At 45.1% G+C, this 23,813-nt stretch carries 16 protein-coding genes, 1 pseudogene and 1 other annotated feature; of the genes and pseudogenes, 15 read left to right on the plus strand and 2 right to left on the minus strand.

Features of this window, described 5'->3' with window-relative positions:
- Window positions 1-170 precede the first annotated feature (170 nt).
- Window positions 171-1,790 carry an IS1182 family transposase gene (locus tag C805_RS23790; RefSeq protein WP_016216244.1) on the plus strand — a complete coding sequence of 540 codons (1,620 nt, stop codon included), beginning with the start codon at window positions 171-173 and terminating at the stop codon, window positions 1,788-1,790.
- A gap of 185 nt (window positions 1,791-1,975) precedes the next feature.
- Here C805_RS23790 and C805_RS23795 read toward each other — a convergent pair whose 3' ends face one another.
- Window positions 1,976-3,886, minus strand: coding sequence for a PTS sucrose transporter subunit IIABC (locus C805_RS23795; protein WP_016216605.1), 1,911 nt, complete (start codon window positions 3,884-3,886; stop codon window positions 1,976-1,978).
- A 255-nt stretch (window positions 3,887-4,141) separates the two neighbouring features.
- On the opposite strand from C805_RS23795, the gene C805_RS23800 reads away from it, so the two are divergent.
- From C805_RS23800 to C805_RS23835, 8 genes and pseudogenes are all read left to right on the plus strand, one after another.
- Window positions 4,142-4,972, plus strand: a complete 831-nt coding sequence (locus C805_RS23800; RefSeq protein WP_016216606.1) for a Cof-type HAD-IIB family hydrolase — start codon at window positions 4,142-4,144, stop codon at window positions 4,970-4,972.
- 18 nt (window positions 4,973-4,990) lie between these two features.
- Window positions 4,991-6,865: an alpha-amylase family protein gene (locus C805_RS23805; RefSeq protein WP_016216607.1), complete on the plus strand. Its 1,875-nt coding sequence runs from the start codon at window positions 4,991-4,993 to the stop codon at window positions 6,863-6,865.
- The gene (locus tag C805_RS23810; protein ID WP_016216608.1) at window positions 6,849-9,110 is read left to right on the plus strand and encodes an alpha-galactosidase; all 2,262 of its coding nucleotides are present in this window, start codon (window positions 6,849-6,851) and stop codon (window positions 9,108-9,110) included. The genes C805_RS23805 and C805_RS23810 overlap by 17 nt, the downstream gene beginning before the upstream one ends.
- 50 nt (window positions 9,111-9,160) lie before the next feature.
- Window positions 9,161-9,421: an HPr family phosphocarrier protein gene (locus C805_RS23815; RefSeq protein ID WP_016216609.1), complete on the plus strand. Its 261-nt coding sequence runs from the start codon at window positions 9,161-9,163 to the stop codon at window positions 9,419-9,421.
- 19 nt (window positions 9,422-9,440) lie between these two features.
- Window positions 9,441-11,096, plus strand: a pseudogene (gene ptsP / locus C805_RS23820) (phosphoenolpyruvate--protein phosphotransferase).
- Window positions 11,097-12,381: 1,285 nt separating this feature from the next.
- The gene (locus C805_RS26585) at window positions 12,382-12,618 is read left to right on the plus strand and encodes a hypothetical protein (RefSeq protein ID WP_242832712.1); all 237 of its coding nucleotides are present in this window, start codon (window positions 12,382-12,384) and stop codon (window positions 12,616-12,618) included.
- Window positions 12,619-12,810: 192 nt separating this feature from the next.
- Window positions 12,811-13,974 carry an ImmA/IrrE family metallo-endopeptidase gene (locus C805_RS23830; protein ID WP_016216614.1) on the plus strand — a complete coding sequence of 388 codons (1,164 nt, stop codon included), beginning with the start codon at window positions 12,811-12,813 and terminating at the stop codon, window positions 13,972-13,974.
- Window positions 13,968-14,480 carry a DUF4411 family protein gene (locus C805_RS23835; RefSeq protein ID WP_016216615.1) on the plus strand — a complete coding sequence of 171 codons (513 nt, stop codon included), beginning with the start codon at window positions 13,968-13,970 and terminating at the stop codon, window positions 14,478-14,480. Before C805_RS23830 ends, C805_RS23835 begins: the two co-directional genes overlap by 7 nt.
- A gap of 696 nt (window positions 14,481-15,176) precedes the next feature.
- Here the strand turns inward: C805_RS23835 and tyrS are convergent.
- A complete protein-coding gene (gene tyrS / locus C805_RS23840; protein ID WP_016216616.1) occupies window positions 15,177-16,397 on the minus strand; it encodes a tyrosine--tRNA ligase in 1,221 nt (406 codons plus the stop codon).
- Between the two features lie 102 nt (window positions 16,398-16,499).
- Window positions 16,500-16,780 (minus strand) — a binding site (T-box leader).
- A 169-nt stretch (window positions 16,781-16,949) separates the two neighbouring features.
- Between tyrS and C805_RS23845 the strand changes: the two genes are divergently transcribed.
- The 6 genes from C805_RS23845 to C805_RS23870 all read left to right on the plus strand — a co-directional run bounded on the left by C805_RS23845 (window position 16,950) and on the right by C805_RS23870 (window position 23,473).
- Window positions 16,950-18,065, plus strand: a complete 1,116-nt coding sequence (locus C805_RS23845) for an AI-2E family transporter (protein ID WP_016216617.1) — start codon at window positions 16,950-16,952, stop codon at window positions 18,063-18,065.
- Between the two features lie 113 nt (window positions 18,066-18,178).
- Window positions 18,179-19,951 (plus strand): Na/Pi cotransporter family protein, encoded by a 1,773-nt coding sequence (locus tag C805_RS23850; protein ID WP_016216618.1) that lies wholly within the window; start codon window positions 18,179-18,181, stop codon window positions 19,949-19,951.
- 81 nt (window positions 19,952-20,032) lie between these two features.
- Complete coding sequence (locus C805_RS23855; protein ID WP_016216619.1) at window positions 20,033-20,710, plus strand: response regulator transcription factor; 678 nt, start codon at window positions 20,033-20,035, stop codon at window positions 20,708-20,710.
- A complete protein-coding gene (locus tag C805_RS23860; RefSeq protein WP_016216620.1) occupies window positions 20,707-22,023 on the plus strand; it encodes a sensor histidine kinase in 1,317 nt (438 codons plus the stop codon). The genes C805_RS23855 and C805_RS23860 overlap by 4 nt, the downstream gene beginning before the upstream one ends.
- Window positions 22,024-22,069: 46 nt before the next feature.
- Window positions 22,070-22,999 (plus strand): calcium/sodium antiporter, encoded by a 930-nt coding sequence (locus C805_RS23865; RefSeq protein ID WP_016216621.1) that lies wholly within the window; start codon window positions 22,070-22,072, stop codon window positions 22,997-22,999.
- A gap of 36 nt (window positions 23,000-23,035) precedes the next feature.
- Window positions 23,036-23,473: a zinc ribbon domain-containing protein gene (locus tag C805_RS23870; RefSeq protein ID WP_016216622.1), complete on the plus strand. Its 438-nt coding sequence runs from the start codon at window positions 23,036-23,038 to the stop codon at window positions 23,471-23,473.
- Window positions 23,474-23,813: the final 340 nt, after the last annotated feature.

A 23,813-nucleotide genomic window follows, 5' to 3' on the forward strand; every position in this document is an offset into this window, starting at 1 on the left:
AGTAAATTTTATCAGTCCGCAACGTTATACAGGATATTTTATTCCAGATTATCGCTGCTGTCAAGAATGAAGGGGCTGTCGCACTAAGTAATTAGTGCGCAGCTCCTTTTCTATACAAAAAATAACTGCCAGACCTCGAAAGAATCCGGCAGTTGGTGTAAAATATAAGTATGCAAACCCTTATATCATTACACAAGAATTATACTTTGAATGGGGAAGGATATCAACTAAAACTTCCCTTAAATTTAGAAACAATCATTCCGGTAGATGATTCTGTGCGATTACTGAGTCAGTTTGTGGAGGCCATGGATTTAACTGATTTATATTCTACTTACAAAAGAATAAATACGTTTTCTCCAAGAACTCTGCTGAAGATTGTTTTGTACTCATACATGAATGGTGACTATTCCTCCCGCTCTATGGAGCTTAACTGTAAGCGGGATATTAACTTTATGTATCTTTTAGAAGGAAAGCCAGTTCCTGACCATGCCACTTTTGCACGGTTTCGTAGCATTCATTTTGCTCCATGCGCGAAACGCATTCTCGCTGAAATGTCCCACCTTCTTTATGATCTCAGGGAAATCTCAGGGGAAACGATTTTTATGGATGGAACAAAAATCGAGGCTTGCGCCAATAAATATACATTTGTCTGGAAAAAGGCCGTCACAGGAAACCAGGGAAAACTGCTGGTAAAAATCGCCGACCTCATTGCCGAATGTGAGCAGCTTTATGGGATTCGGATTGTCCATGGAGATACCGTCAAAATGAAACATGTAAAACGATTGCGCAAAAAACTGTATGCATTAAAACAGGAGGAAAACATTGCGTTTGTACATGGAATAGGCAAGAGAAAATCTGCGCTGCAAAAGAGCATTGAAACACTGGAAGGTTACCTGGGGCGTTTGAAAGGATATACGCAAAAGCTGCATATCTGCGGAAAAAGAAACAGTTTTTCAAAAACAGATCAGGATGCGACTTTTATGCGCATGAAGGAAGATGCTATGGGCAACGGACAGTTAAAACCGGCATATAACCTGCAGCATGGGGCAGATGCAGAATACATCGTCTGGCTAACGGTTGGGCCACAACCTACAGACGCCACCACGCTGATTCCATTTTTAAAAGAAGCCGGAGAATATCTGTCCTTCAAGCATAAAAAGATCATCGCAGATGCAGGGTATGAAAGTGAAGAGAATTACGTTTTCTTAGATGAAAATCAGCAGTTGGCATATATCAGGCCATCGAATTATGAAATATCGAAAACGAGAAAATATAAAAACGATATTGGACGAATGGAACATATGGATTATGATGAAACGAGTGATTCCTACACTTGCAGAAATGGGAAAAAACTATCGTTTGCATATGTACGCCGCTCAAAGTCAAAAACAGGGTATGTCAGCGAAAAAAGTATTTATCAATGTAGCGAATGTAAAGGCTGCCCTTACAAAAAGGACTGCATCAAAGGAAATAACTGCAAAACGCCAATGGAAGAACGCAATAAGGTTCTTTCTGTGGCAAAGACATTTCTAAAGTATCGAAAAAAGGATTTGGAGAGGATTCTCTCAGAGGAAGGGATTCTGCTCCGTACAAACAGGAGCATCCAGGCGGAAGGTTCTTTTGGCGAGTTGAAACAGGACATGCAGTTTCGAAGATATTTGAGCCGGGGTACACCAAATGTTCTTGCTGAAAGTGTTTTGCTTGCAATGGCAAGAAATGTGAACAAGCTTCATAATAAGATACAAAAAGGAAGAACAGGAAGCTATTTATTCCCTATAAAAAGTGCATAAATTTTGAAAAGTCAAAAAGTTTTTTCAGGTTTTTCCGCCTTGTTTTATAGGCGTGTTAAAGTGCGTCCTTTTTTATTTCAGGACAACTTTTCTAATAGAATAGCGTGAATATAGATATAAAAAAGTCAAAAAGGATGCTGCCGCTTCACGAGTTTTCATTCATTAAAGCGACAGCCCCTTTGTTCTTATGCCTTCAGGCACATCAGCTGGTCACCAGGCTTTACCTGACCGGATGCTACTGCTTCAACAGAGGCCAGATCATCAGAATTGGTAACTGCTACCATAATGGTGGCGGGATGGCCGGCTGCTTTAATCTTTTCCAGATCCATAGTCAGCAGGAGATCGCCTTTTTTAACAGTCTGGCCTTCTCTGACATGGCTCCTAAAGCCGTCGCCTTTCATTTCTACCGTATCTACGCCCACATGGATGAGGAGTTCTACGCCTTCTGCTTCAATACCTACAGCATGTAAGGTGTCGGCAAGCTGGCTGATGGTACCGTCCATCGGAGAAAAAACTTTGCCTGTTTCCGGCTCGACACCGCAGCATTCTCCAAGAACGCCCTGAGAAAATGTTGGGTCAGGAATTTCTGCCATGGGTACGAAAGTCCCTTGTGCCACAGCCCCAAGGATATCCGGAAAAGCGGCCGGAGCAGGCGGAACGTCCTTTTTCTCGCCTTTAGGCGCGTCGGCTTCCATGACCTCAGGAGGCACGGCAAAGAACCAGCACAGGCAGAAGGCAGTTGCAAAAGTGGCAAGGGCAAGTATCACATAGATCGCCAGCTGAGATGGTGAATATATGTACAGCAGGGTACCGGGAATTGTGGTTATTCCGTTACCGGTACCTTTCATTCCCATCAGCATGGCAATCATTCCGGCTACGCCATTAATAGAGCAGCTCAGGAGAAATGGTTTCATACCATAACGCAGGATAACACCGAACAGGGCAGGTTCACCGATACCCAGTAAGGCAGATACGGTGGCGCTGGGCCCGATGGCACGGATTTCTTTCTTTCTGGCCTTTATGGAGATGGCAAGACATACTCCGGCAGAAGAAAATCCGCACATACACAAAATTGCATTGAAGGGATTAAAGCCAGTACTGGCCAGCAGGCTGATTTCCAGCATATTGAAAATGTGATGGACGCCTGTAAGGGTAATAATAGACCAGAAAAAGCCGACTACCAGGCCTCCGATACCAAAGGGAAGTTCCAGTGCATATTCCACAATGACCAACAGGACATTTTCCAGTGCATGGAGAAGAGGCCCGATGACCAGCAGGGAAAGGATCAGCATAATAAACAGTACCAGAAAAGGTGTGAGCATAAAGTCAAAAACTGCAGGGATTGTCTTTCGCAGCTTCTTTTCCAGTTTACTTCCTATTACGCCGGCCACAAAGGCGGGAAGGATGCTGCCCTGATAACCGACGATGGGAATAAAGCCAAAGAGCATCAGGGGAGTCACGCCGCTGGAGGGGTCTGCCACAGAGTAGGCGTTTGGCAGAGAACCGTTTACCAGCATCAGCCCAAGGATCAGCCCCAGAACCGGAGAGCCGCCAAATACACGGAACGTAGACCAGCACACAATGGCGGGCAGGAAAGCAAAGGTCGTACCGGAAAGCACATCTACCAGAACCTGGAAGGTGTGGGGGATATCCGCATTGGTCATGCCGAATAAAGCCAGAAAGTTGTCATTAAGCAAAGCGCCCTTTAAACCAAGGAACAGACCGGTGGCTACCAGGGCGGGGATAACAGGAACAAATACATCTCCGAAAGTACGGATGGCTTTTTGCACCTGATTTTTACCATCCATTTTTGCCTCTTTCGCTTCGCTTGCAGTGGTTTCGGCAATGCCAAGCCGGGTAATCTGTTCATAGACCCGGTTGACGTGTCCGGTACCAAAGATGATCTGATACTGTCCGGCTGTGAAGAAGGTACCTTTCACTGCATCAATTTCGCCGACTTTTTCATCGTCAGCCAAAGAACGGTCTGCGACAATGAGACGCAGGCGGGTGGCACAATGAGCGGCAGATTTGATATTTTCGGGTCCGCCGACGGCCTGAATAACTTCTTTTGCTATCTTTGCATAATCGTAATTCATAGCTTCCTCCTTAAATATTTTGTTTAATGTACTGATAAAATGCGCATGATGTACACGCGTTCATTCTGGAGTGAGAATAGCATGTAATTGACGAAACTGTCAATAACAAGAAAGGAAAAATTAATATTTCAGCATTTTTTACAAATTTTAAAATCTGGTTTTGTTAAAAACAGAAAAAAAGAAAGGGTGGATTGACACCGTTGTGTATGGAATATATAATAATCAAAATGAAAGCGCGTACATAAGGAGGTTATCATGAATCAGAAGCTGATTTTTTTAGATATTGATGGAACTTTAACGGAACCTGGAAAAAATGTCCCGCCCAGGTCTGCGGTAGAGGCAGTCCGTAAGGCCCGCGGACAGGGTCATATAGTAGTATTATGTTCCGGCCGGAATTATGGAATGCTCTTTCCCGTACTGGAATACGGATTTGACGGGCTGATTGCCAGCGCCGGCGGCTATATTGAATTTAATGGTCAGGTGGTTTATGACTGCCCCATGACCCCGGAGCAGCAGGCCAGGGTACTGGATGTCTTTAAGGAGAGCGGCATTTACCGCACCATAGGAGGAAAAAACTGCAGTTATACGGATGAGGGGTTTAAGGAATTTCTTGCGGAGAATGCACAATCCCAGGCAAACAGTGAGTTACTGCGGTGGCGGATTCAGATTGAGAGTGAACTGGACATCCATCCCATGTCAGAATACGATGGTGAGCCTATTTATGGTATGGCGTTTATGAGCAGGGGAGCGGAGCGTCTGAAAAAGCCAATGCAGGTACTGAAAGATGAATTTGACTTCTGCATTCAGGATGAAGATGCCTGCGGAATTGTGAATGGAGAACTGGCCAGCAAGGCGTTCAATAAAGGAAAGGCAGTGGAAAGGCTGTGTGAATTTCTGGGTATTCCCAGGACAGACACAATTGCTGTGGGAGACAGCATGAATGACCTGGAGATGCTTCAGGCTGCGGAAACTGGCGTTTGTATGGCAAATGGAAGTCCGTCTCTGCAGAAGGTTGCTGACATGATCTGCCCGTCAGTGACAGAAGATGGTCTTTACAGTGCCTTTGAAACATTACATTTGATTTAAGGAAGGAAGGTGGCAGGAATGGCGAAAAAAGAAGAAACACGGTTCCAGGAACGTATGAACCGCCATATAGAGGAGCTGCGGTGGCTGTACATGGAACTTTATGACAATGAATCCATGTTTGCAGAACTGTGCCAGAATCTGTATGAATTTGCTCTGAATCGTCCTGAGGCATTGAAAAAGCAGGATCTGGAGAGGGAAGCGGATCCGGAGTGGTATAAGTCCAACGCCCTTACGGGGATGATGATGTATATTGATAATTTTGCCGGGAATCTGAATGGGCTGAGGGAAAAGCTGTCTTACATTCAGCAGACAGGCGTAAATCTTCTCCATCTGATGCCTTTTCTGGACACGGTGCCCGGCCGCAGCGACGGTGGTTATGCGGTGGCAGATTTCCGCAAAGTGCGTTCCGATCTGGGGACAATGGAGGATCTGGAGAAACTGTCCGCACTCTGCCATAAAAAAGGCATTAACCTGTGCATGGACTTTGTAATGAACCATACCAGCCAGGACCATGAATGGGCAAAAAGAGCCCGTCAGGGAGAAGGGGAGTACATGAGCCGGTATTTCTTTTTTGCTGATCCCTCCATACCGGCAGAATATGAGAAAACCGTACCCCAGGTTTTTCCCACTACTGCCCCGGGAAATTTCACATGGCTGGATGACTGCAGGCACTATGTAATGACTTCATTTTATCCATATCAGTGGGATTTAAACTATCAGAATCCCAGGGTATTCAATGAAATGATGTATAATTATCTTTTCCTGGCAAATAAGGGCATTGATATGATTCGCATTGACGCTGTGCCGTACATATGGAAGGAACTGGGGACCGACTGCCGCAACCGCCCGCAGGTTCATACTATTGTCCGTATGATGCGGATGATAGGCGAGATTGTCTGCCCAGGCGTGATACTGCTGGGAGAAGTGGTTATGGAACCGGTAAAGGTAGTGCCTTACTTTGGCAGTATAGAAAAACCGGAGTGCCATCTGCTGTACAATGTGACCACCATGTGCACCACATGGCATACGGTGGCCACCAGGGATACCCGTCTGCTCCGCAGGCAGCTGGATACGGTAAATGCCCTGCCCAAAGAGTATGTGTTTCTGAATTATCTCCGCTGCCATGATGACATTGGCTGGGGGCTGGATTATGATTGGCTTCACCGGAATTTCGGTACAGATGAAATACTCCATAAGCGGTATCTGAATGATTATTTTCAGGGATATGCAGGTAACAGTACCAGCAGAGGAGAGCTTTACAATGATGACAGTACCAGCGGGGATGCAAGGCTCTGCGGTACCACAGCCAGTCTTTGCGGTATCGAAAAAGCGGGATTTGAGCAGGATCATGAGGCAATGGAACGGGCGGTACAGTTTGACCTGACACTGCATGCCATGATGTTCATGCAGACCGGCATTCCCATGCTGTACAGCGGGGATGAACTGGCGCAGGTAAATGATTACAGTTATAAGGAAGATCCCAAAAAGGCAGATGACAGCCGTTATCTTCACCGGGGCAGGCTGAGATGGGAACAGGCAGAACATATGCACGATCTGGAAACCCCTGAGGGGAAAGTGTTCTGCGGAATGAATGCACTGGTTGCACTGCGGGGAACCTCCCCGGCTTTTGGAACTGAGGCAGATGTGTGGACTCTGGATACCGGTGACGAAGGGCTGCTGGCTGTGGGACGGTATGCACAGGGGCAGAAAATCATCGGTGTATTCAATTTCACAGAGTGGGAAAAGAAAGTTACATTTCCTCATGATCCGGGTGAATTTACAGACATGCTGACGGGTGAGACTCATGTGCTGCAGGATTTTTCCGTACCGGCTTATGGTTTTTGTTATCTGGAACAGATGAAAGGGGGAAGCAGAGTTGGCCATCATCATTGATGAAAACTGCGGGGTTTTTACATTGCATACCAGAAATTCCACCTATCAGATGAAGGCGGATTTCCGGAATCTCCTGCTCCATACATATTATGGTGAAAAAACGGATAACAGTGACAAATCTCTTTTGCTCTTTCAGACAGACAGAGGTTTTTCAGGTAATCCATACGAAATGGGGAAGCGTGACAGGACATATTCCATGGATTCCCTTCCACAGGAATACAGCAGTTTCGGTACGGGAGATTACAGGATAACTTCCCTGAGAGTGCAAAACGGAGACGGAAGCCAGGGGGCGGATTTGCGCTATACCGGATATCAGGTGCAGAAAGGAAAATATGGGATTCCAGGTTTGCCGGCCGTATATGCGGAAGATGAAGAGGCGGAAACGCTGATTATCCGGCTGGAAGATTCATATTCCCGTATGGAGGTGGAGCTTTATTATGGGATACTGGAAGAGTTGGATATTATCACCAGAGCGGTAAAAATAACAAATGGGGGAATCGAAGATATTATTTTAAAGAAAGCAGCCAGTATGAACCTTGACTGGGAATACGGTGATTTTGAGATGGTATCTTTTTATGGCAGGCACTGCATGGAGATGAACTTTCAAAGAGAGGAAATCCATCATGGCATACAGGCTGTCGGAAGCATCAGAGGAGCAAGCAGCCATCAGTATAATCCTTTTGTCCTTTTGTGTGAAAAAGGCTCGGATGAAAGGATGGGGAGCTGTTATGGTTTTTCCTTTGTCTACAGCGGAGAGTTTCTGATAGAAGCGGAAAAAGATCAGATTGACAGAACCAGACTGATCTGCGGGATTCATCCGGATAATTTTTCATGGAATTTAAGCAGCGGCGATACGCTCTGGCTTCCTGAGGTGATTATGTCCCACAGCGGGAGCGGCACAGGCAGGGTAAGCAGGAATTTTCATAAAGTAATCCGGGAGCATATCTGCCGGGGAGAATGGAAAAACAGGCGGCGGCCGATTTTGATTAATAACTGGGAAGCAACTTATTTTAAGTTTACCGGAGATAAACTGATTGCCATTGCGAAAGAGGCAAAAAAACTGGGAATTGAATTATTTGTAATGGATGACGGCTGGTTTGGAAAAAGGGAAGACGACAATTCCAGTCTGGGCGACTGGGTTCCCAATGAAAAGAAACTTGGCTGTACATTAAAAGAACTGGCAGAACGAATTGTAGCGGAAGGGATACAGTTTGGCATCTGGCTGGAGCCGGAAGGGATATCTGAGGACAGCGACCTGTACAGAAACCACCCGGACTGGGCGGTGGGGGTACCCGGCAGAAAGCCATGCCTGAGCAGAGGCCAGCTGATTCTGGATTTCTCCAGAAAGGATGTGCAGGACTACATCATAGAGCAGATTTTCGATTTGCTGGATGGGATACCCGTTACTTATGTGAAATGGGATTGCAACCGGGCAATCTGTGATAAATTCAGCAGGATGCTGGATAGCAGCAGGCAGGGAGAATTTTCACACAGATATGTGCTTGGGCTGTACAGGGTGCTGGAGGAACTGACAGAAAGATTCCCGAAGATTCTGTTTGAAAGCTGCAGCGGCGGAGGCGGGCGGTTTGATGCCGGAATGCTCTTTTATACGCCGCAGATCTGGGCCAGTGATACAACAGATGCGATTGAGAGGCTGAGTATTCAGTACGGCGCATCTTTTGGCTATCCGGTTTCTGTAATGGGAACACATGTTTCCATGGTTCCGAATCATCAGACCGGACGGGTGACGCCCCTTTCCACCAAAGGGTGCATGGCAATGGCAGGCACATTCGGCTATGAACTGGACATTGATAAACTGACACAGGAAGAAAAAGCGGAGATAAAGGAACAGACAGATGTATTTAAAAAGCATTATGATTTGATACAGCACGGAGATTATTACAGGATATCCAGTCCCCTTGAAGGCACATGTACCGTATGGGAGATTGCGGACCCGTCCGGTGGAGAGGCGCTGGTCAGCGCAGTATATCATCATGTGCAGGCAAATCCTGTGCCGGTCAGGGTAAAGGTACAGGGGTTAAAGGATGAGGCAGACTATCAGCTTTACCTGAATGAAAATTTTGAAGAAAAATATCCCGGAAAACGGCTGCCCCACGGGTTTGCTTCCGGCGAAGTGATAAGCGGCGCTTCATTAAGGCAGTTTGGATTTGTGGTTCCGGAGGCCATGAACGGATTTCAGGCATGGCAGATTTATATAAAAGAGTGTTCATGCTCCTGTGAATAAAAAAGAATGTAATTTATACATTAATATATTTTAAGAAAGGAAGTATTATTATGAAAAAATTTGAGTACACCATTAACGATCCTGTAGGTATCCATGCACGTCCTGCCGGCATGCTGGCTAAGGCAGCAAAAGCGCTGGACAGCACTGTCACCATTGTCACAGCAACAGGCAGTTCTGCCACAGCTTCCAAACTTATGGCTCTCATGGGGCTGGGAATTAAGCAGGGCGATACGGTATCTGTTATCCTGGAAGGAGGCGACGAGGAGGCTAACGCAGCTGTTATGGAACAGTTCTTTAAGGATAATCTGTAAGTGACATAAGGAGGAAAATATGATCTTAATACAGGGAAAAGGTGTTTCAAAAGGAGTTGCAAGCGGCCCGATCTGTTTCTTTCAGCGTCCGGGAATTACAATTACAGATGCTCCTGCTTCCGATCCTGAGACGGAAAAGGCACGTATTACCGCTGCTCAGGAAAAATCCATTGCTCAGCTGAATGCCCTGGCTGAAAAGGCCCGCGAGGAAACAGGAGATGAGACGGCACTTCTCTTTGAAACCCATGCCATGTTTGTGGAAGATGAGGATTATGTGGAATGCATGATGGACACTCTGGCAGAGGAAAAGTGTACTGCGGAACGGGCAGTGGAAATTGCCGGTGAAAAATTTGCAGGCATGCTGGCTGCCATGGATGATGCCTATATGCAGGCAAGGGCTGCAGATATCAGAGATATAACCCGTCGTATACTCAATAACCTTATGGGCGTTGTTGAGGGAGGCATTGATTCTGAAGTGCCGGTGATACTGGCTGCTGATGACCTGGCGCCGTCTGAGACAATCCAGCTTGACAAAAGTAAAATCCTTGGATTTATTACACAGGGCGGATCAGGCAACAGCCATACGGCTATTCTGGCACGTACCATGGGTATCCCCGCCATTTCAGGGTTGGGTGACGCGCTGAAAACGGAACTGGGCGGACGGATGGCCTACATAGACGGGGAAACCGGACAGGTGGCAGTTGAACCGGATGATATTACCCTGGCGGCCTTTTAGGCAAAATACGAAAAACAGCAGGAAATAAAAGAGCTGATGCAGACTATGAAAGGGCAGGAGGATGTGACGCTGGATGGCAGGAAGATTATGCTTTACTGCAACATTGGCTCTCCGGAAGACGTAACGGCTGTCCTGTCCAATGATGGCCAGGGAATCGGCCTGTTCCGTTCAGAGTTTTTATATCTTGCTTCTGATGATTATCCTTCTGAGGAAGATCAGTTCCAGGCTTATAAAGAAGTGGTTACTGCTATGGAAGGCAAAAGAGTGGTCATCCGCACCCTGGACATTGGCGCTGATAAGCAGGTGGATTATTTTGAACTCCAGAAAGAGGAAAATCCTGCATTGGGCGTGCGTGCAATCCGCATCTGCCTGAACCGGCCGGAAGTATTCCGTACCCAGCTGCGCGCTCTGTACAGAGCCTCCGCTTACGGGAAAGTTGCAATTATGTTCCCTATGATTACCTCCGTGTGGGAAGTGAAAGAATGCAAACGTGCATGCCAGAAAGTAATGGCTGAACTGGACGCGGAAGGCGTTCCCTACCGGAAAGACACGGAAATTGGTATCATGATTGAGACGCCGGCTTCCATTCTGGTTGCGGAGGAACTGGCAAAAGAGGTTGACTTTTTTTCAGTGGGGACAAATGATCTGACACAGTATACCCTGGCATGTGACCGGCAGGCCAATGACCTTGGCAAGTTTTTTGACCCCCATCATCCGGCGGTTTTGAGGGCGTTAAAGATTGCCGCAGATGCTGCACATAAAGCAGGTATCTGGATAGGTATCTGCGGAGAACTGGGGGCGGATCTGTCATTGCTGGAAACTTTTCTGGCCATTGGAATTGATGAGCTTTCCGTATCGCCTGCTTCGGTACTGCCGCTTCGGGCTCAAATCCGTCAGGCCATTGCCAGAACATGTACGTTGGAACTGCTGGAATGCTGAATGCCCGTCCATGCTTTTGGGACTGTTCCCGGAGGGCAGAATTCTGCTCTCCGGAAACAGCTAAAAAACAGCGAAACAGAAGATATGGAAATGGAAGAACAGATATGGATAAATTGAAAATTCGGGAAAACATGGCAGGTACATCCTGCCTGAAAAGTCAGCCTGCTTTAAGTGGACTGGCTTATTTTTTTCTACAGGAAAGACATTGTCACGCTAACGCGTAAAAGTATCTTTCCTATAAAATAAAAATAATATGCGCAGGGTCTGCCCCGGCGAAGCGAGGGTACTCGCACAGGAGGTAAAATATTGCTTCGCAATTGTGCTAAAACGCGATACGTTCAGCATACTGCGTATGCTCTGACGCACCGCAAATGGCGCAGCAAAGTGTCCAGGTCCCTCATGAGTGAGGAATTCAGGGAGCCCCTGCGGACCTGTCCGCTTTGTTCTTCAAAGCAGAAGTATGAAACCGGATAAGGGCGAAATCCATAATAGAGTATAAAGAAGAATATACCATAAAGATATAAATATTCTTCCCGGATGTGAAAACAGATATCTGCTATAGGAGAAGATTGCCATAAGGTCAGTTTTCACGTTGATAGCGAGAATCGGATTGTTACCACCATAATCCAAATGATAAAGTTTTAAAACTGTTAAAAAAACATGAGAAAGGCAGGTCTGTCTATTGCAGATGTGGAGCGGTTACATGAGAATAAGTGCTTGTTTGGAATAGAAGTGTCTAACGATTTTGATATAGATTGGCTGGAGGGGGAATTGGATATTGAAAATTATCGAAAGCTGGAGAAGTATATTTTGTATTACTGTTCAGGAAATGATGAGCTCTTATTCCGGTCAGGTTTTAAATACGCATGGTCTTTGTTTTATGAATGTGTACAAAAGGAAAGGGAACAGGATCTTAAAAAATAGAAAGATGACATTTCTTTTTAAAGATAAGGAATGGCAAACAGTGGAAAGAAATTTTGCATAGTAGTTTAGAAAGTTTTGATTATAATAAAAGGTACATAGTGTTGTACAGAAAGGGCTGATTATAGCGGAGAAAAATGGTAATAGATTGTTCTTACACTATAACAAGTATAAAATAAAAATGCAGGGAAAATAGATATAAATTTATAATCCGCATTTAAGAGAAAAGAACTAATGTTTCTACAACCAGTATTCTGATCTTTATTTAAGGATAGTAAGTTTATGTCAAATATAGAATGAGACTGTAAGCATGAAACAAGTATGAAAATGCAGAGGTAGGAACGTGGAGGAAGAATACGGATATTTGGAAATTCGGCTGGACGAACTGCTAAAGAAAAAAGGACTGATCGATAACGTTGTCATTATGGAGAAATGCAAAGACGATTTGCAGAGAGAATTTTACATTCGGATGGCAAAGCGGTATGGGTGGACAAAACGTATTTTAGCCAATTTCATTGAGGAATATTATAGAAAAATTTGCAGCATCTGGATGGGACCTGTTTTCTATTCCTGCACATGCATGGTTGAAGGGAGAAAGTAATAAAGATACACTCATTGCTTCTATCAAACAGGCAGATAGAGAATGTGGCAGTTGTGGGTGTGAGTTAGACCTGCTTTATAAAAGAGCATTCGTATTATTAAGTAAATGAAATTTTTTATCAAAATATGGTGCGAATTTACATTATATTTGATATAATTATATCAAGAAAATTTGATGGAAGGAGGTTGTACTATGTCAACAGTGAATGTGAATATTTGCCCTGAAATAATCAACTGGGCTTTAAGCCAGACACAGGAAGATAAACTGGGTGATAAATTGATGAATAATATAACAAAGTGGCTTGATGGTACAAAAAAACCGACTTTCAATCAGATAGAGGATTTTAGTAAGAAAGCCAATATTCCGTTAGGATATTTTTTCCTGCAAACGCCACCCGTGGAACAGATTGATTTATTAGAGTATCGAACTGTTGATAGTATTCAATTAGCAAATCCTAGTCGCAATTTAGTTGATACCATTCATGAGATGGAGAATATCCAGGAGTGGATGAAAACATATAGACAAGATTTAGGTTTTGATAAGTTATCGCTCGTTGGCTGTATGGAAGGAATTCATGAAATTGATGTTATTGTTGATAGAATACGCAGGGATTTAGAACTGGATGGTGTCTGGTATGAAAGAAATAAAGATACCAGAGAATCTTTCAATTGTATCAGAGCACAACTGGAGGTATGTGGTGTTATTGTAATGATGAGTGGTATTGTTGGCAAGAATACTCATCGTTCATTGAATGTAGATGAATTTAGAGCATTTTCGATGGTAGATGATTGGGCACCACTTATATTCATCAATGCAGCGGATTCTGACGGTGCCAGATTATTTTCTCTGTTGCATGAAGTGGCTCATATCTGGTTAGGCAGAAATGATTTATTTAATGACAGACAAAGCAGAATATCTGGTGTTAGTGATATAGAGGTGATATGTAATGCTGTAGCAGGAGAATTACTAGTGCCAAAGAATGAATTTTTAAACAAATGGGATATGTATGATATGGATATATTCGGAAAAATTACAGAATTGGCAAGATATTTTCGGTGCGGGGTGACTGTTATAGCCAGAAAAGCTATTGATTCTAAAAAGATAGAGCAGAATATATACAATCAGGTAGCAAAAACTGCAGTTGATAATTATAAACAGATAAAAGAAAATAAACAAACCAATGGCGGCAATTATTATAATACAATAGGCTCTCGCTTGGATGGATGTTTTATAAGGGCGCTGTGTGAAAGTATTAATATGGGAAGGACTACTTATACAGAAGCATATCGTTTGACTAATACCAGTCGTAAGACATTTTCTGAGGTGGCACAACGTCTTGGAGGTGCGGAATGGTAGAAAAGTTTTTAATCGACTCCAATTCATTTATGACACCGTATAGACAGTACTATGCTTTTGATTTAGTTCCGACCTATTGGGAAGAAATATCAAAGTGTACGAGTTTGGGCAGATTAGTACTGCTTGATATAGTCAAAGCAGAAATTGATAAAGGCGAGGATGATTTGGCTGATTGGGTAAGCAGACAAGCAGGATTTGTTATCTGTAATCATATATCACCAGAAATTATTGGTAAGTATCAAGAGGTTTTACAGTATATACAAATGTGTGGCTTATACAAAGAACAAGCACTACAAACATGGGCTAATGGAGATGTTGCAGACCCCTGGTTGATTGCAGCGGCAGCCATAAATGATTATACAATTATTACAGCAGAAGTGCCATCAGGGGGATTAAGTGTAAAGAACCCAAATAGAAATGCTAAAATACCAGATGTAGCGAAAGAATTTGGAGTTAGGACGAATAACCTGTATTATATGATGAGACAATTAGGAATCAAAATTTAGATAATTATATAGTCATGGCCAGGAGTATTAATTTGCGCTTTCTCATGTTGCTCTGTCATGTATTCTCATAAGTTAAAAAATGGATGGCAATATAGATTCATAATATCAGGAGGTACGATTATGACAATAATAACAACTGTAAAAAGCATTATGGTGGGTACAGGCAGTTCTGGGAATTTGTACAAAAGTATGCAGGAGCATAGGAAAAAGTAAGAATTAATATGACATGAAGACGCCGTAGGTTCGAATCCTACAATTCCCATTGGGCTACTTTGGTAGCCCATTTTTTAGTTATATTTTGCAGATAATCTTAAATAGGTGAAGTCAACCATAAATTCATCACGCAGACGCTGTGTTTCGCCTGCAGTAAGCGGACGCATATCATCAGGTTTAACTTTTTTATATCAATTTCAGTTAGTATATCTGCAAATCTGCCACGTTTTCTTTTGTCAGGCAGTTTTCGTTTATCCAGGCGTGTCCAGTTGATGGACATTTACTGCAACGGCACAGGCATTTTGCGGGAACCTGGCTCCGAAGAAATGGAAAATGCGTTTCAGGAACATTTAGAAGAACGGGAACGCACCAAAGCAAAAACGGCGTAGCCAACAGGCTACACCGCTTAAACACACTTATTATTAAATTTAAGATACAAAAGCCTGTCTGCTTATTTTACTTTTTCGGAAAGGAAAGGCAGTTTTATCCTTTCAGTATCTTGCGGAAGTTCTTTTTCCCTTTTTTCAGTACGACTCCTTCTGCAAAGGCAGCGGACTCATAGGAAGTTCTGATATCCGTTACTTTTTCACCGTCCAGGGAGACGCCACCCTGCTCTACAGCTCTGCGGGCTTCAGAACGGGAAGAGGCCAGAGTGGATTTTACCAGCAGCCCCAGAATGTCAATGGTTCCGTCAGTAAAGTCATCGTCACTTAAGGTTACAGCCGGCATGTTTGCTGCATTTCCGCTGGAAAACAGAGCTCTGGCAGATTCCTGTGCTTTCTGCGCTTCCTCTTCTCCGTGTATCATGCTGGTCAGCTCAAAAGCAAGAATTTCTTTTGCGGTGTTGAGCTGAGCGCCTTCCCAGCCATCCATTTTGTCAATTTCCTCCAGAGGAAGGAAGGTCAGCAGGCGGATGCATTTCAGTACATCGTCGTCGGCTACGTTCCGCCAGTATTGATAAAAGTCAAAAGGTGAAGTTTTGTCAGGGTCGAGCCATACGGCGCCGGACTGGGTTTTGCCCATTTTCTTTCCCTCAGAATTCAAAAGCAGAGTAATGGTCATGGCATAGGCGTCTTTGCCCAGCTTACGCCGGATTAACTCGGTGCCGCCCAGCATGTTGCTCCACTGATCGTCTCCGCCGAACTGCATGTTGCAGCCATATTTCTGATATAAAGCGTAAAAATCATAACTCTGCATAATCATATAGTTAAATTCCAGGAAGCTCAGGCCTTTTTCCATGCGTTGTTTGTAGCATTCAGCAGTCAGCATACGGTTTACGGAAAAATGAGAACCTACTTCCCGCAGTACCTCAATGTAGTTCAGTCCCATCAGCCAGTCCGCATTGTTGACCATCATGGCTTTTCCCTCGGAAAAATCAATAAAGCGGCTCATCTGTTTTTTGAAACAGTCGCAGTTGTGCTGAATGGTTTCCGGAGTCATCATCTGGCGCATGTCGCTTCTGCCCGAAGGGTCTCCGATCATTGCGGTGCCGCCTCCGATTAAGGCGATGGGTTTGTTGCCTGCCATCTGCAGACGTTTCATCAGACATAAAGCCATAAAATGTCCCACATGAAGGCTGTCAGCCGTGGGGTCGAAACCGATGTAGAACACAGCCTTCCCGTTGTTTATCAGTTCTTTGATTTCTTCTTCATCTGTTACCTGGGCAATCAGCCCTCTGGCAACCAGTTCGTCGTATACTGTCATAATTTTACCTCCTGAAGAACACAGCGGACAAGTCCGCATCATTGTTTTTATTTTACAGGAAATCCCAAAGAACTTCCCGTAGAATAAAAAATCCCCGTCCTTAAAAAGGACGAGGTCATTACTCGTGTTACCACCTTAATTTACAGACTGTTCACACAGTCTGCCTTATCAGGTGCCTGTCAGCACCTTTGCAGGATAACGGCTGCAGCTCCGTCACAGCCTACTGACGGTATGTACCGTCACATATATCAGCGCCGGTCAATGTCCGTATTCGGTGTGAAGCTCAGGGAGGTATTCACATAAAGTTCTTCCTGCGCCTCTCAGCTTCCGGCAGCTCTCTGTAGGATTTCCTTTCTGTTACTTGTTCCCGTCACGGCTTTTAAAATTTTTTGAATTTACGCCAATTATAGGCGGGAACAGGAGATTTGTCAAGACAGAAATAAAATGTGTTGAAAAACCTCTGTGAAAATGTTAGACTGTGCCTTAATACCATAACAGTCTGTTTGAGAGACAGTATTTCAGACATATAACAGAACAGGAGGCGGGAACCTTATGGACTTAAACAAAAATAACATAAAAAAGATTCTGGGTATTATAACATTTACCCTGGTATTGCTGGCGCTGCTGATGAATATGGGGGCTGTTGGCTCCTGGATGGTATTTATGTGGGGAATTCTGTTTCCCTTTGTACTGGGAGGAGCCATTGCTTTTATTCTGAATCTGCCTATGGCAGCCATTGAGAATAAATTATTCTCAAAAGCAAAAAACAGGAAAACGGCCCGGCCCGTGAGTCTGGTGCTGTCCATACTGTGTGTGTTTGCCGTAATTGCCATAGTGATTGTGGTGGTAATTCCTCAGCTTGGAAAGACCTTTGACAGTATCAGTGAGGGAATGGTTACATTTCTACCGGAGGCCCAGAAGTGGCTGGAAGAGCTGTTCAGGGACTGGGATGTAATCGAATCCTACATCAGGTCTCTGGAATTTGACTGGAAAAGCTGGCTGGATGCTGTGAAAGATTTTGCCCTGAGCGGTGCAGGAAGTGTGGTTTCCTATACCATGTCCGCGACCATGAAAGTAATTAACGGTGTGATGACCTTTTTTATTGCATTTGTATTTGCCATCTATATTCTGATGCAGAAAGAAACTCTGGGCAGACAGTGCCTGAAAACAATCCGGGCCTTTTTGCCGGAACAGGCGGTGGAAAAAATATGCCATGTCTGTGTTCTGTCTCACAGGACCTTTTCCAGATTTATCACAGGCCAGTGCCTGGAAGCGCTGATTCTGGGCTCCATGTTCGTGGTCAGCATGACCATATTCCGGCTGCCTTATGCACTGCTGGTAGGGGTGCTGATTGCATTTACCGCATTGATTCCCATGGTGGGGGCTTTTATCGGATGTGCAGTGGGAGCTTTCCTGATACTGATGGTGAATCCCATGCAGGCAGTATTTTTTATCATTCTGTTTCTGGTGCTGCAGCAGATAGAAGGCAACCTGATTTACCCTCATGTGGTGGGGAATTCTGTGGGACTTCCCTCCATCTGGGTACTGTTTGCGGTAACTGTGGGCGGAAAACTTATGGGAATTGTGGGAATGCTGGTTTTCATTCCCCTGATGTCTGTGCTGTATGCTCTGTTCCGGGAGTGGGTGAATCAGAAAAGCAGAAAATAAATATGCAGGAATTGTTTTACACAGATTTTACATGAATTATGTATTCCATTTACAGAAACCGTATAGAATAATCCAGACGTTAAGACAAAAGGACTTACGCAGGAGGAGTGGAAATGGACATATTTGGATTTCTGTCATTGATTGGCGGACTTGCACTGTTTTTGTATGGAATGAATGTAATGGGCGGCGGACTGGAGAAACTGTCCGGCGGGAAACTGGAACGAATTCTGGAAAATTTAACCTCAAATCCCCTGAAAGCTGTTCTGCTGGGAGCCGGAGTTACAGCAGTGATCCAGTCGTCGTCGGCCACAACGGTAATGTTGGTGGGATTTGTCAATTCCGGGATTATGAAACTGTCCCAGGCTGTGGGAATTATTATGGGAGCCAATATCGGTACCACTATAACATCCTGGCTGCTGAGTCTGACCGGAATCGAAAGCGGTAATTTCTTTATCCGTATGCTGAAACCCTCATCATTTTCACCGATTCTGGCGCTGATTGGAATTATTTTCATGATGAGCGCCAAAAGCGACCGGAAAAAAGACGCTTCGGAAATCCTGCTGGGATTTGCAGTGCTGATGTATGGAATGGAAGCCATGAGCAATGCGGTAAAACCGCTGGCGGACGTGCCGGAATTTACCGGGATTCTCACAAAATTCAACAATCCGCTGGCTGGCGTGGTGGCAGGCGCCCTGCTGACAGCCATTATTCAGAGTTCTTCCGCTTCGGTGGGTATTCTGCAGGCATTGTCTGTCACAGGGGCATTTACCTATGGTTCGGTAATCCCCATTATCATGGGACAGAATATCGGAACCTGTGTGACGGCCATGATTTCTTCCGTGGGAGCCAACAAAGGAGCCAGACGGACTGCATTTGTACATCTTTACTTTAATGTGATAGGTTCTGTGGTATTTCTGATATTATATTTTGTGCTCAATGGGATTTTTCAGTTCGAGTTTGCCAGAGAAACCACAGGTGCGGCGGGAATCGCAGCAATTCACAGTATCTTTAATATTTTTGCCACTCTGCTGCTGCTTCCATTCACCAGAGGGCTGGAAAAACTGGCGTACCTTACCATCCCGGTAACAGAGGAAGAAAAGCTGTCCTCCGATGGGGAAAATGAATTTAAAATTCTGGACGTACGGTTTTTGTCCACGCCGGGATTTGCCATTGAACAGTGTACCTCCCTGGTGAGAAAAATGGCGGAAATTGCTGAAAAAGCCATGACGGAAGCCATGGGACTGTTTGAAAATTATTCCAGGAAACAGGCAGAATCTGTAAAGTATCATGAAGATCTGCTGGATAAATATGAAGATAAGTTAGGCAGCTACCTTACCAGGCTCAACAGCCAGAATCTGACAGCCAGAGAGGGCCAGAGCGTTTCTGCCCTGATGCACAGCATCAATGATTTTGAGCGAATCGGCGACCATGCCCTGAATCTTATGGAACTGGCCGGTGATATGAAAAAAAGAGAGCTGGAGTTTTCCAGAAAGGCCAGACTTGAAATGGAAGTATTCGGCGATGCAGTACAGGATATTTTAAACCGTTCCATTCAGGCTTTTGTTCAGCATGACACCAGCCTGGCCATGACGGTGGAACCCCTGGAGGAAGTCATTGACGATTTGAATAAGGAAATGAAGAAGCGCCACATCAAACGTCTGCGGAAAGGGAAATGTACCATTGAACTGGGAATGATTTTGTCGGAAATTGCCGTAAACTATGAGCGGGTGGCCGATCACTGTTCCAATCTGGCAGTCTATATGATTCAGATGGAAGACAATACGGTGGAAGCCCATGATTATGTGAATAACCTGTCGGAAGAAACCAGAGTCCGGTTTGCCCGGATGCAGGAGGATTATCAGGAGAAATACCAGTTCCCTTCGTAGGATGGGAAGGTCTGCAGAGGCCCGTACTGCAGAAAACATCCGGGGACAGATTTTTGGAAAAACCAGGAAGGAGGGACAGCAGTGCCATTGATCTATGTGGTGGAAGATGATGAAAATATCCGGGAAATTCAGCGCTATGCCCTGAAAAACAGCGGGTTTGATGTGAGGGAATTTGCCTCCGGAAAAGAGCTGTGGCAGGGGCTTGAGCAGCAGCTCCCGTCCCTGATTCTTCTGGATATCATGCTGCCTGACCAGGATGGGCTGGATATTCTGGCCAGAGTAAGGAGGCACAGGGAAACCGCCGGGATTCCCATAATAATGGTGACAGCCCGCTCCACGGAGCTGGATAAGGTAAAGGGTCTGGATCAGGGGGCAGACGATTATATGACCAAGCCCTTCGGCATTATGGAGCTGATCTCAAGGGTGAAAGCCCTGCTGCGCCGCACGGAAAAACTGCCGGAGCCGGCTCTGCTGACCAGCGGCTGCATTGTGGTAGACACGGATAAACGCAGTGTTCTGGCGGCGGGAAAACCATGTGAGCTCACGTTCAAGGAATTTGAACTGTTGAAAATGCTTCTCATCAATCAGGGAATCGTACTGTCCAGGGACAGGATTATGGACCAGGTCTGGGGATTTGATTACGAGGGAGAAAGCCGGACCGTGGATATGCATATCAAAACACTGCGTCAGAAACTGGGAGAAGGCGGAAGTGCCATCAAAACGGTGCGCAACGTGGGATATGTACTGGGAAAAGAATGAAAAAGAAAATCAATATGCACTTTATCATGGTTTCTTCTCTGGCAGTTCTGGTGCTGGCGGCAGTTTCCATGATATTGTTTTATAATATTTTAAAAAATCAGGTATATGATGATATAGAGGCTTATACTCATGTAATACAGCCATTTCAACCGGAATTCTGGGAAACAGAGGAAAACAGAGAACGTCTGGCACAGGACGGGCTGCGGATTACCCTGATTCTGAAAGGCGGCAGCGTGTCTTATGACAGCAGAGTCAACCGTCAGGAAATGGAAAACCACAGAAACCGGCCGGAAATCAGGGATGCGCTGGAACGGGGAAAGGGCCGGGCGGTGCGTTGGTCTGTCACCAGTTCTCTCCATACCCTGTATTATGCAGAACGCCTGGAAAACGGGGATGTGCTGAGGGTGGGAAAGGATTCGGAAAATTTTTTCCGGATTCTGGAGCATACGTCTGTCCTTGTAACCATACTGGCAGCAGTGATTGTGGTGATTTGCGGAACCATTTCCCATTACCTTACCCGGAACCTTCTGCGCCCAATTGAAAAACTGGCCTCAGATCTGGAGGGGCCGGGGCAGGAGGATGTTTACGAAGAAATCCGCCCCTTTATCCTTACAATCCGGGAACAGCATCTTAATATGCTGAACCATGCCAGAATGCGGCAGGAGTTTACGGCGAATGTGTCTCATGAGCTGAAAACCCCTCTGACAGCCATTTCCGGTTATGCGGAGCTGATTGAAAACGGAATGGCAGATGATAAGGATGTCAGGAGATTTGCCGGAGAGATTCACAGCGGGGCTGACCGTCTGCTGTGGCTGATTAATGATATCCTGAAACTGTCAGAGTTAGACGACACAGAGCAGGAATCGGAGTTTGAACAGATGGACTTATACCGGGCGGCCAGAGACTGTCTGGCCCTGATGGAAGTCCAGGCGGCAAAACAGGGGATTACCCTGAGGCTTCAGGGGAAATCCTGTATGATAACAGCAAACCGGAATCTCATCGAAGAACTTCTGTACAATCTCTGCAGCAATGCACTGCGGTATAATCAGCGGGGCGGGAAAGTGACAGTTACAGCAGATACGGAAAACAGCAGAGTATTTCTGTCTGTAAAGGATACGGGAATCGGGATTCCCAGGGAACATCAGGAACGGATATTTGAAAGGTTTTACCGGGTGGATAAAAGCCGTTCCCGTCAAAATGGCGGAACAGGGCTTGGCCTTGCCATTGTAAAACATATAGTGGCCCAGCACAGCGCAGAGATTACGCTGGAAAGCGAGCCGGGAAAGGGAACGGAAATCAGGGTACTGTTTTAGCTGAAAATTTATGTTATATTCTGGCTGTTCAGTAAGGAGGGAACAAATGCTCAATTATGTATTTCTTGTAACAGGGTTTGCACTGCTGATAAAAGGAGCCGATTTTTTTGTGGACGGAAGCGCTGGTGTGGCTCATAAGCTCCGAATTCCCACAATGATTATCGGCCTTACCATTGTGGCCATGGGGACCAGTGCGCCGGAATGTGCTGTCAGCATCGCTGCCGCCTTAAAAGGCAGTAATACCATGGCTATCAGTAACGTGGTTGGTTCCAATATTTTTAATCTGATGGTTGTCTGCGGGGCCTGCGCGGTATTTGCACCGCTGACGGTAAAAAGGTCCACCATGAAACAGGAATTTCCTCTTTCAATTCTGGCGGCGGCCATGCTCTGGGCTCTGGGCAGCATGAACATGTCCATTGGAAGAATGGACGGAGTGATTCTGCTGGCAGTCTTTACCCTGTTTCTGATCTGGATGGTCATGGAAGCAAAACAGGCCAGAAGCAGCGCCGTGGAGGAAGAAGTGGAGACCATGAAGGGCTGGCAGTGCTTATTGTATATTCTGGTAGGGATCGGTGCAATTGTGGCAGGAGGAGAATTTGTAGTGGATTCCGCCACTGCCATTGCAGAGGATTTTGGTCTGAGTTCTACGCTCATTGGCCTTACCATTGTAGCATTCGGAACCTCTCTGCCGGAACTGGTTACCTCACTGGTAGCGGCCAGGAAGGGTCAGACGGACATGGCGCTTGGAAATGTTATCGGGTCCAATATTTTTAATATTCTGATGGTACTTGGTGCGGCCGCCGTTTTAAGTCCCATGGAAGTCTTGATGGAAAACCTGTTTGATGATATAATCCTTATTGTAATGAGTGCTGTTGTGTGGGTGTTTGCATGGCGCAGAAAACAAATCGGCCGTCTGCATGGAATCATTATGCTTGCAATGTATGCCGGATACATGGTATATATCTGTACGCGCTGACAGAAATGCTGCGGCAGATCTTAAGGAGGAAATGATATGACGTTTTTGACAAAACTGGGTGAAACCATTTCAGCAACCGGAAAAGATGTATCACAGAAAGCAAAGGATCTGACAGGGATTGCGAAGTTGAATCTGGATATAAGAGCAAAAGAAGAATTTGTGGAGAGACAGTATATGGAAATCGGAAAGCAATACTTTGAACTCCACAAAGACGATGAAGAACCTTTCTATGAAGAAATCACACTGATTAAAGATTCTCTGAAAGAAATTGAACAGCTGAGATCTGAAATCGCCGACTTAAAAGGAAAGAAGAAATGTCCTGCATGCGGCGCAGTAGTAGAACAGGATGCTGTTTTCTGCAATAAATGCGGTGCGAAATGTGAGTCCATTTTCGAAGAAGAGGCAGTTATTACCCCGGAAAAACAGGAAGCGGAAGAGACAGAAACGCAGGAGCAGGAAGACACGGAAGCATAAAAGAACCGGTAAAAAAACAGAGTTTTGCGAAAAATACCCGTTTTTATACAGAAAACAGAAGTTCCTCTGTATAAAATGGGTATTTTTGCATATTACTTATTTTACCACCATTCAGGCCAGGTAATTTCCGGTAAATAAGGCTGTAATTAAACTGGTGAAAAAAATTGTAAAAAAATGTTGACAGGAAGAAAAAACCATGATATTATTAAATTCCACCGCGCGGTAAAAAGAAAAACCGCAAAGGTTGGAAGAAAAAAATAAAAAAAGATGAAAAAAGTCATTGACAGACAGGCGAAGATGTGCTAAGATATAGAAGTTGTCGCCTGAGGGAGATGACAGA

The sequence above is a fragment of the Eubacterium sp. 14-2 genome (assembly GCF_000403845.2).
In the GTDB taxonomy this organism is placed as follows: Bacteria; Bacillota; Clostridia; order Lachnospirales; family Lachnospiraceae; genus Petralouisia.

What these genes read in the sequence shown, in the direction of transcription:
- C805_RS23805 (WP_016216607.1), top strand. Translation starts at nt 4,991, where the DNA reads ATGGCGAAAAAAGAAGAAACACGGTTCCAGGAACGTATGAACCGCCAT.
- C805_RS23795 (WP_016216605.1), bottom strand. Translation starts at nt 3,886, where the DNA reads ATGAATTACGATTATGCAAAGATAGCAAAAGAAGTTATTCAGGCCGTC.
- C805_RS23870 (WP_016216622.1), top strand. Translation starts at nt 23,036, where the DNA reads ATGACGTTTTTGACAAAACTGGGTGAAACCATTTCAGCAACCGGAAAA.
- C805_RS23830 (WP_016216614.1), top strand. Translation starts at nt 12,811, where the DNA reads ATGTCAACAGTGAATGTGAATATTTGCCCTGAAATAATCAACTGGGCT.
- C805_RS23835 (WP_016216615.1), top strand. Translation starts at nt 13,968, where the DNA reads ATGGTAGAAAAGTTTTTAATCGACTCCAATTCATTTATGACACCGTAT.
- C805_RS23800 (WP_016216606.1), top strand. Translation starts at nt 4,142, where the DNA reads ATGAATCAGAAGCTGATTTTTTTAGATATTGATGGAACTTTAACGGAA.
- C805_RS23845 (WP_016216617.1), top strand. Translation starts at nt 16,950, where the DNA reads ATGGACTTAAACAAAAATAACATAAAAAAGATTCTGGGTATTATAACA.
- C805_RS23790 (WP_016216244.1), top strand. Translation starts at nt 171, where the DNA reads ATGCAAACCCTTATATCATTACACAAGAATTATACTTTGAATGGGGAA.
- tyrS (WP_016216616.1), bottom strand. Translation starts at nt 16,397, where the DNA reads ATGACAGTATACGACGAACTGGTTGCCAGAGGGCTGATTGCCCAGGTA.
- C805_RS23850 (WP_016216618.1), top strand. Translation starts at nt 18,179, where the DNA reads ATGGACATATTTGGATTTCTGTCATTGATTGGCGGACTTGCACTGTTT.
- C805_RS23860 (WP_016216620.1), top strand. Translation starts at nt 20,707, where the DNA reads ATGAAAAAGAAAATCAATATGCACTTTATCATGGTTTCTTCTCTGGCA.
- C805_RS23865 (WP_016216621.1), top strand. Translation starts at nt 22,070, where the DNA reads ATGCTCAATTATGTATTTCTTGTAACAGGGTTTGCACTGCTGATAAAA.
- C805_RS23815 (WP_016216609.1), top strand. Translation starts at nt 9,161, where the DNA reads ATGAAAAAATTTGAGTACACCATTAACGATCCTGTAGGTATCCATGCA.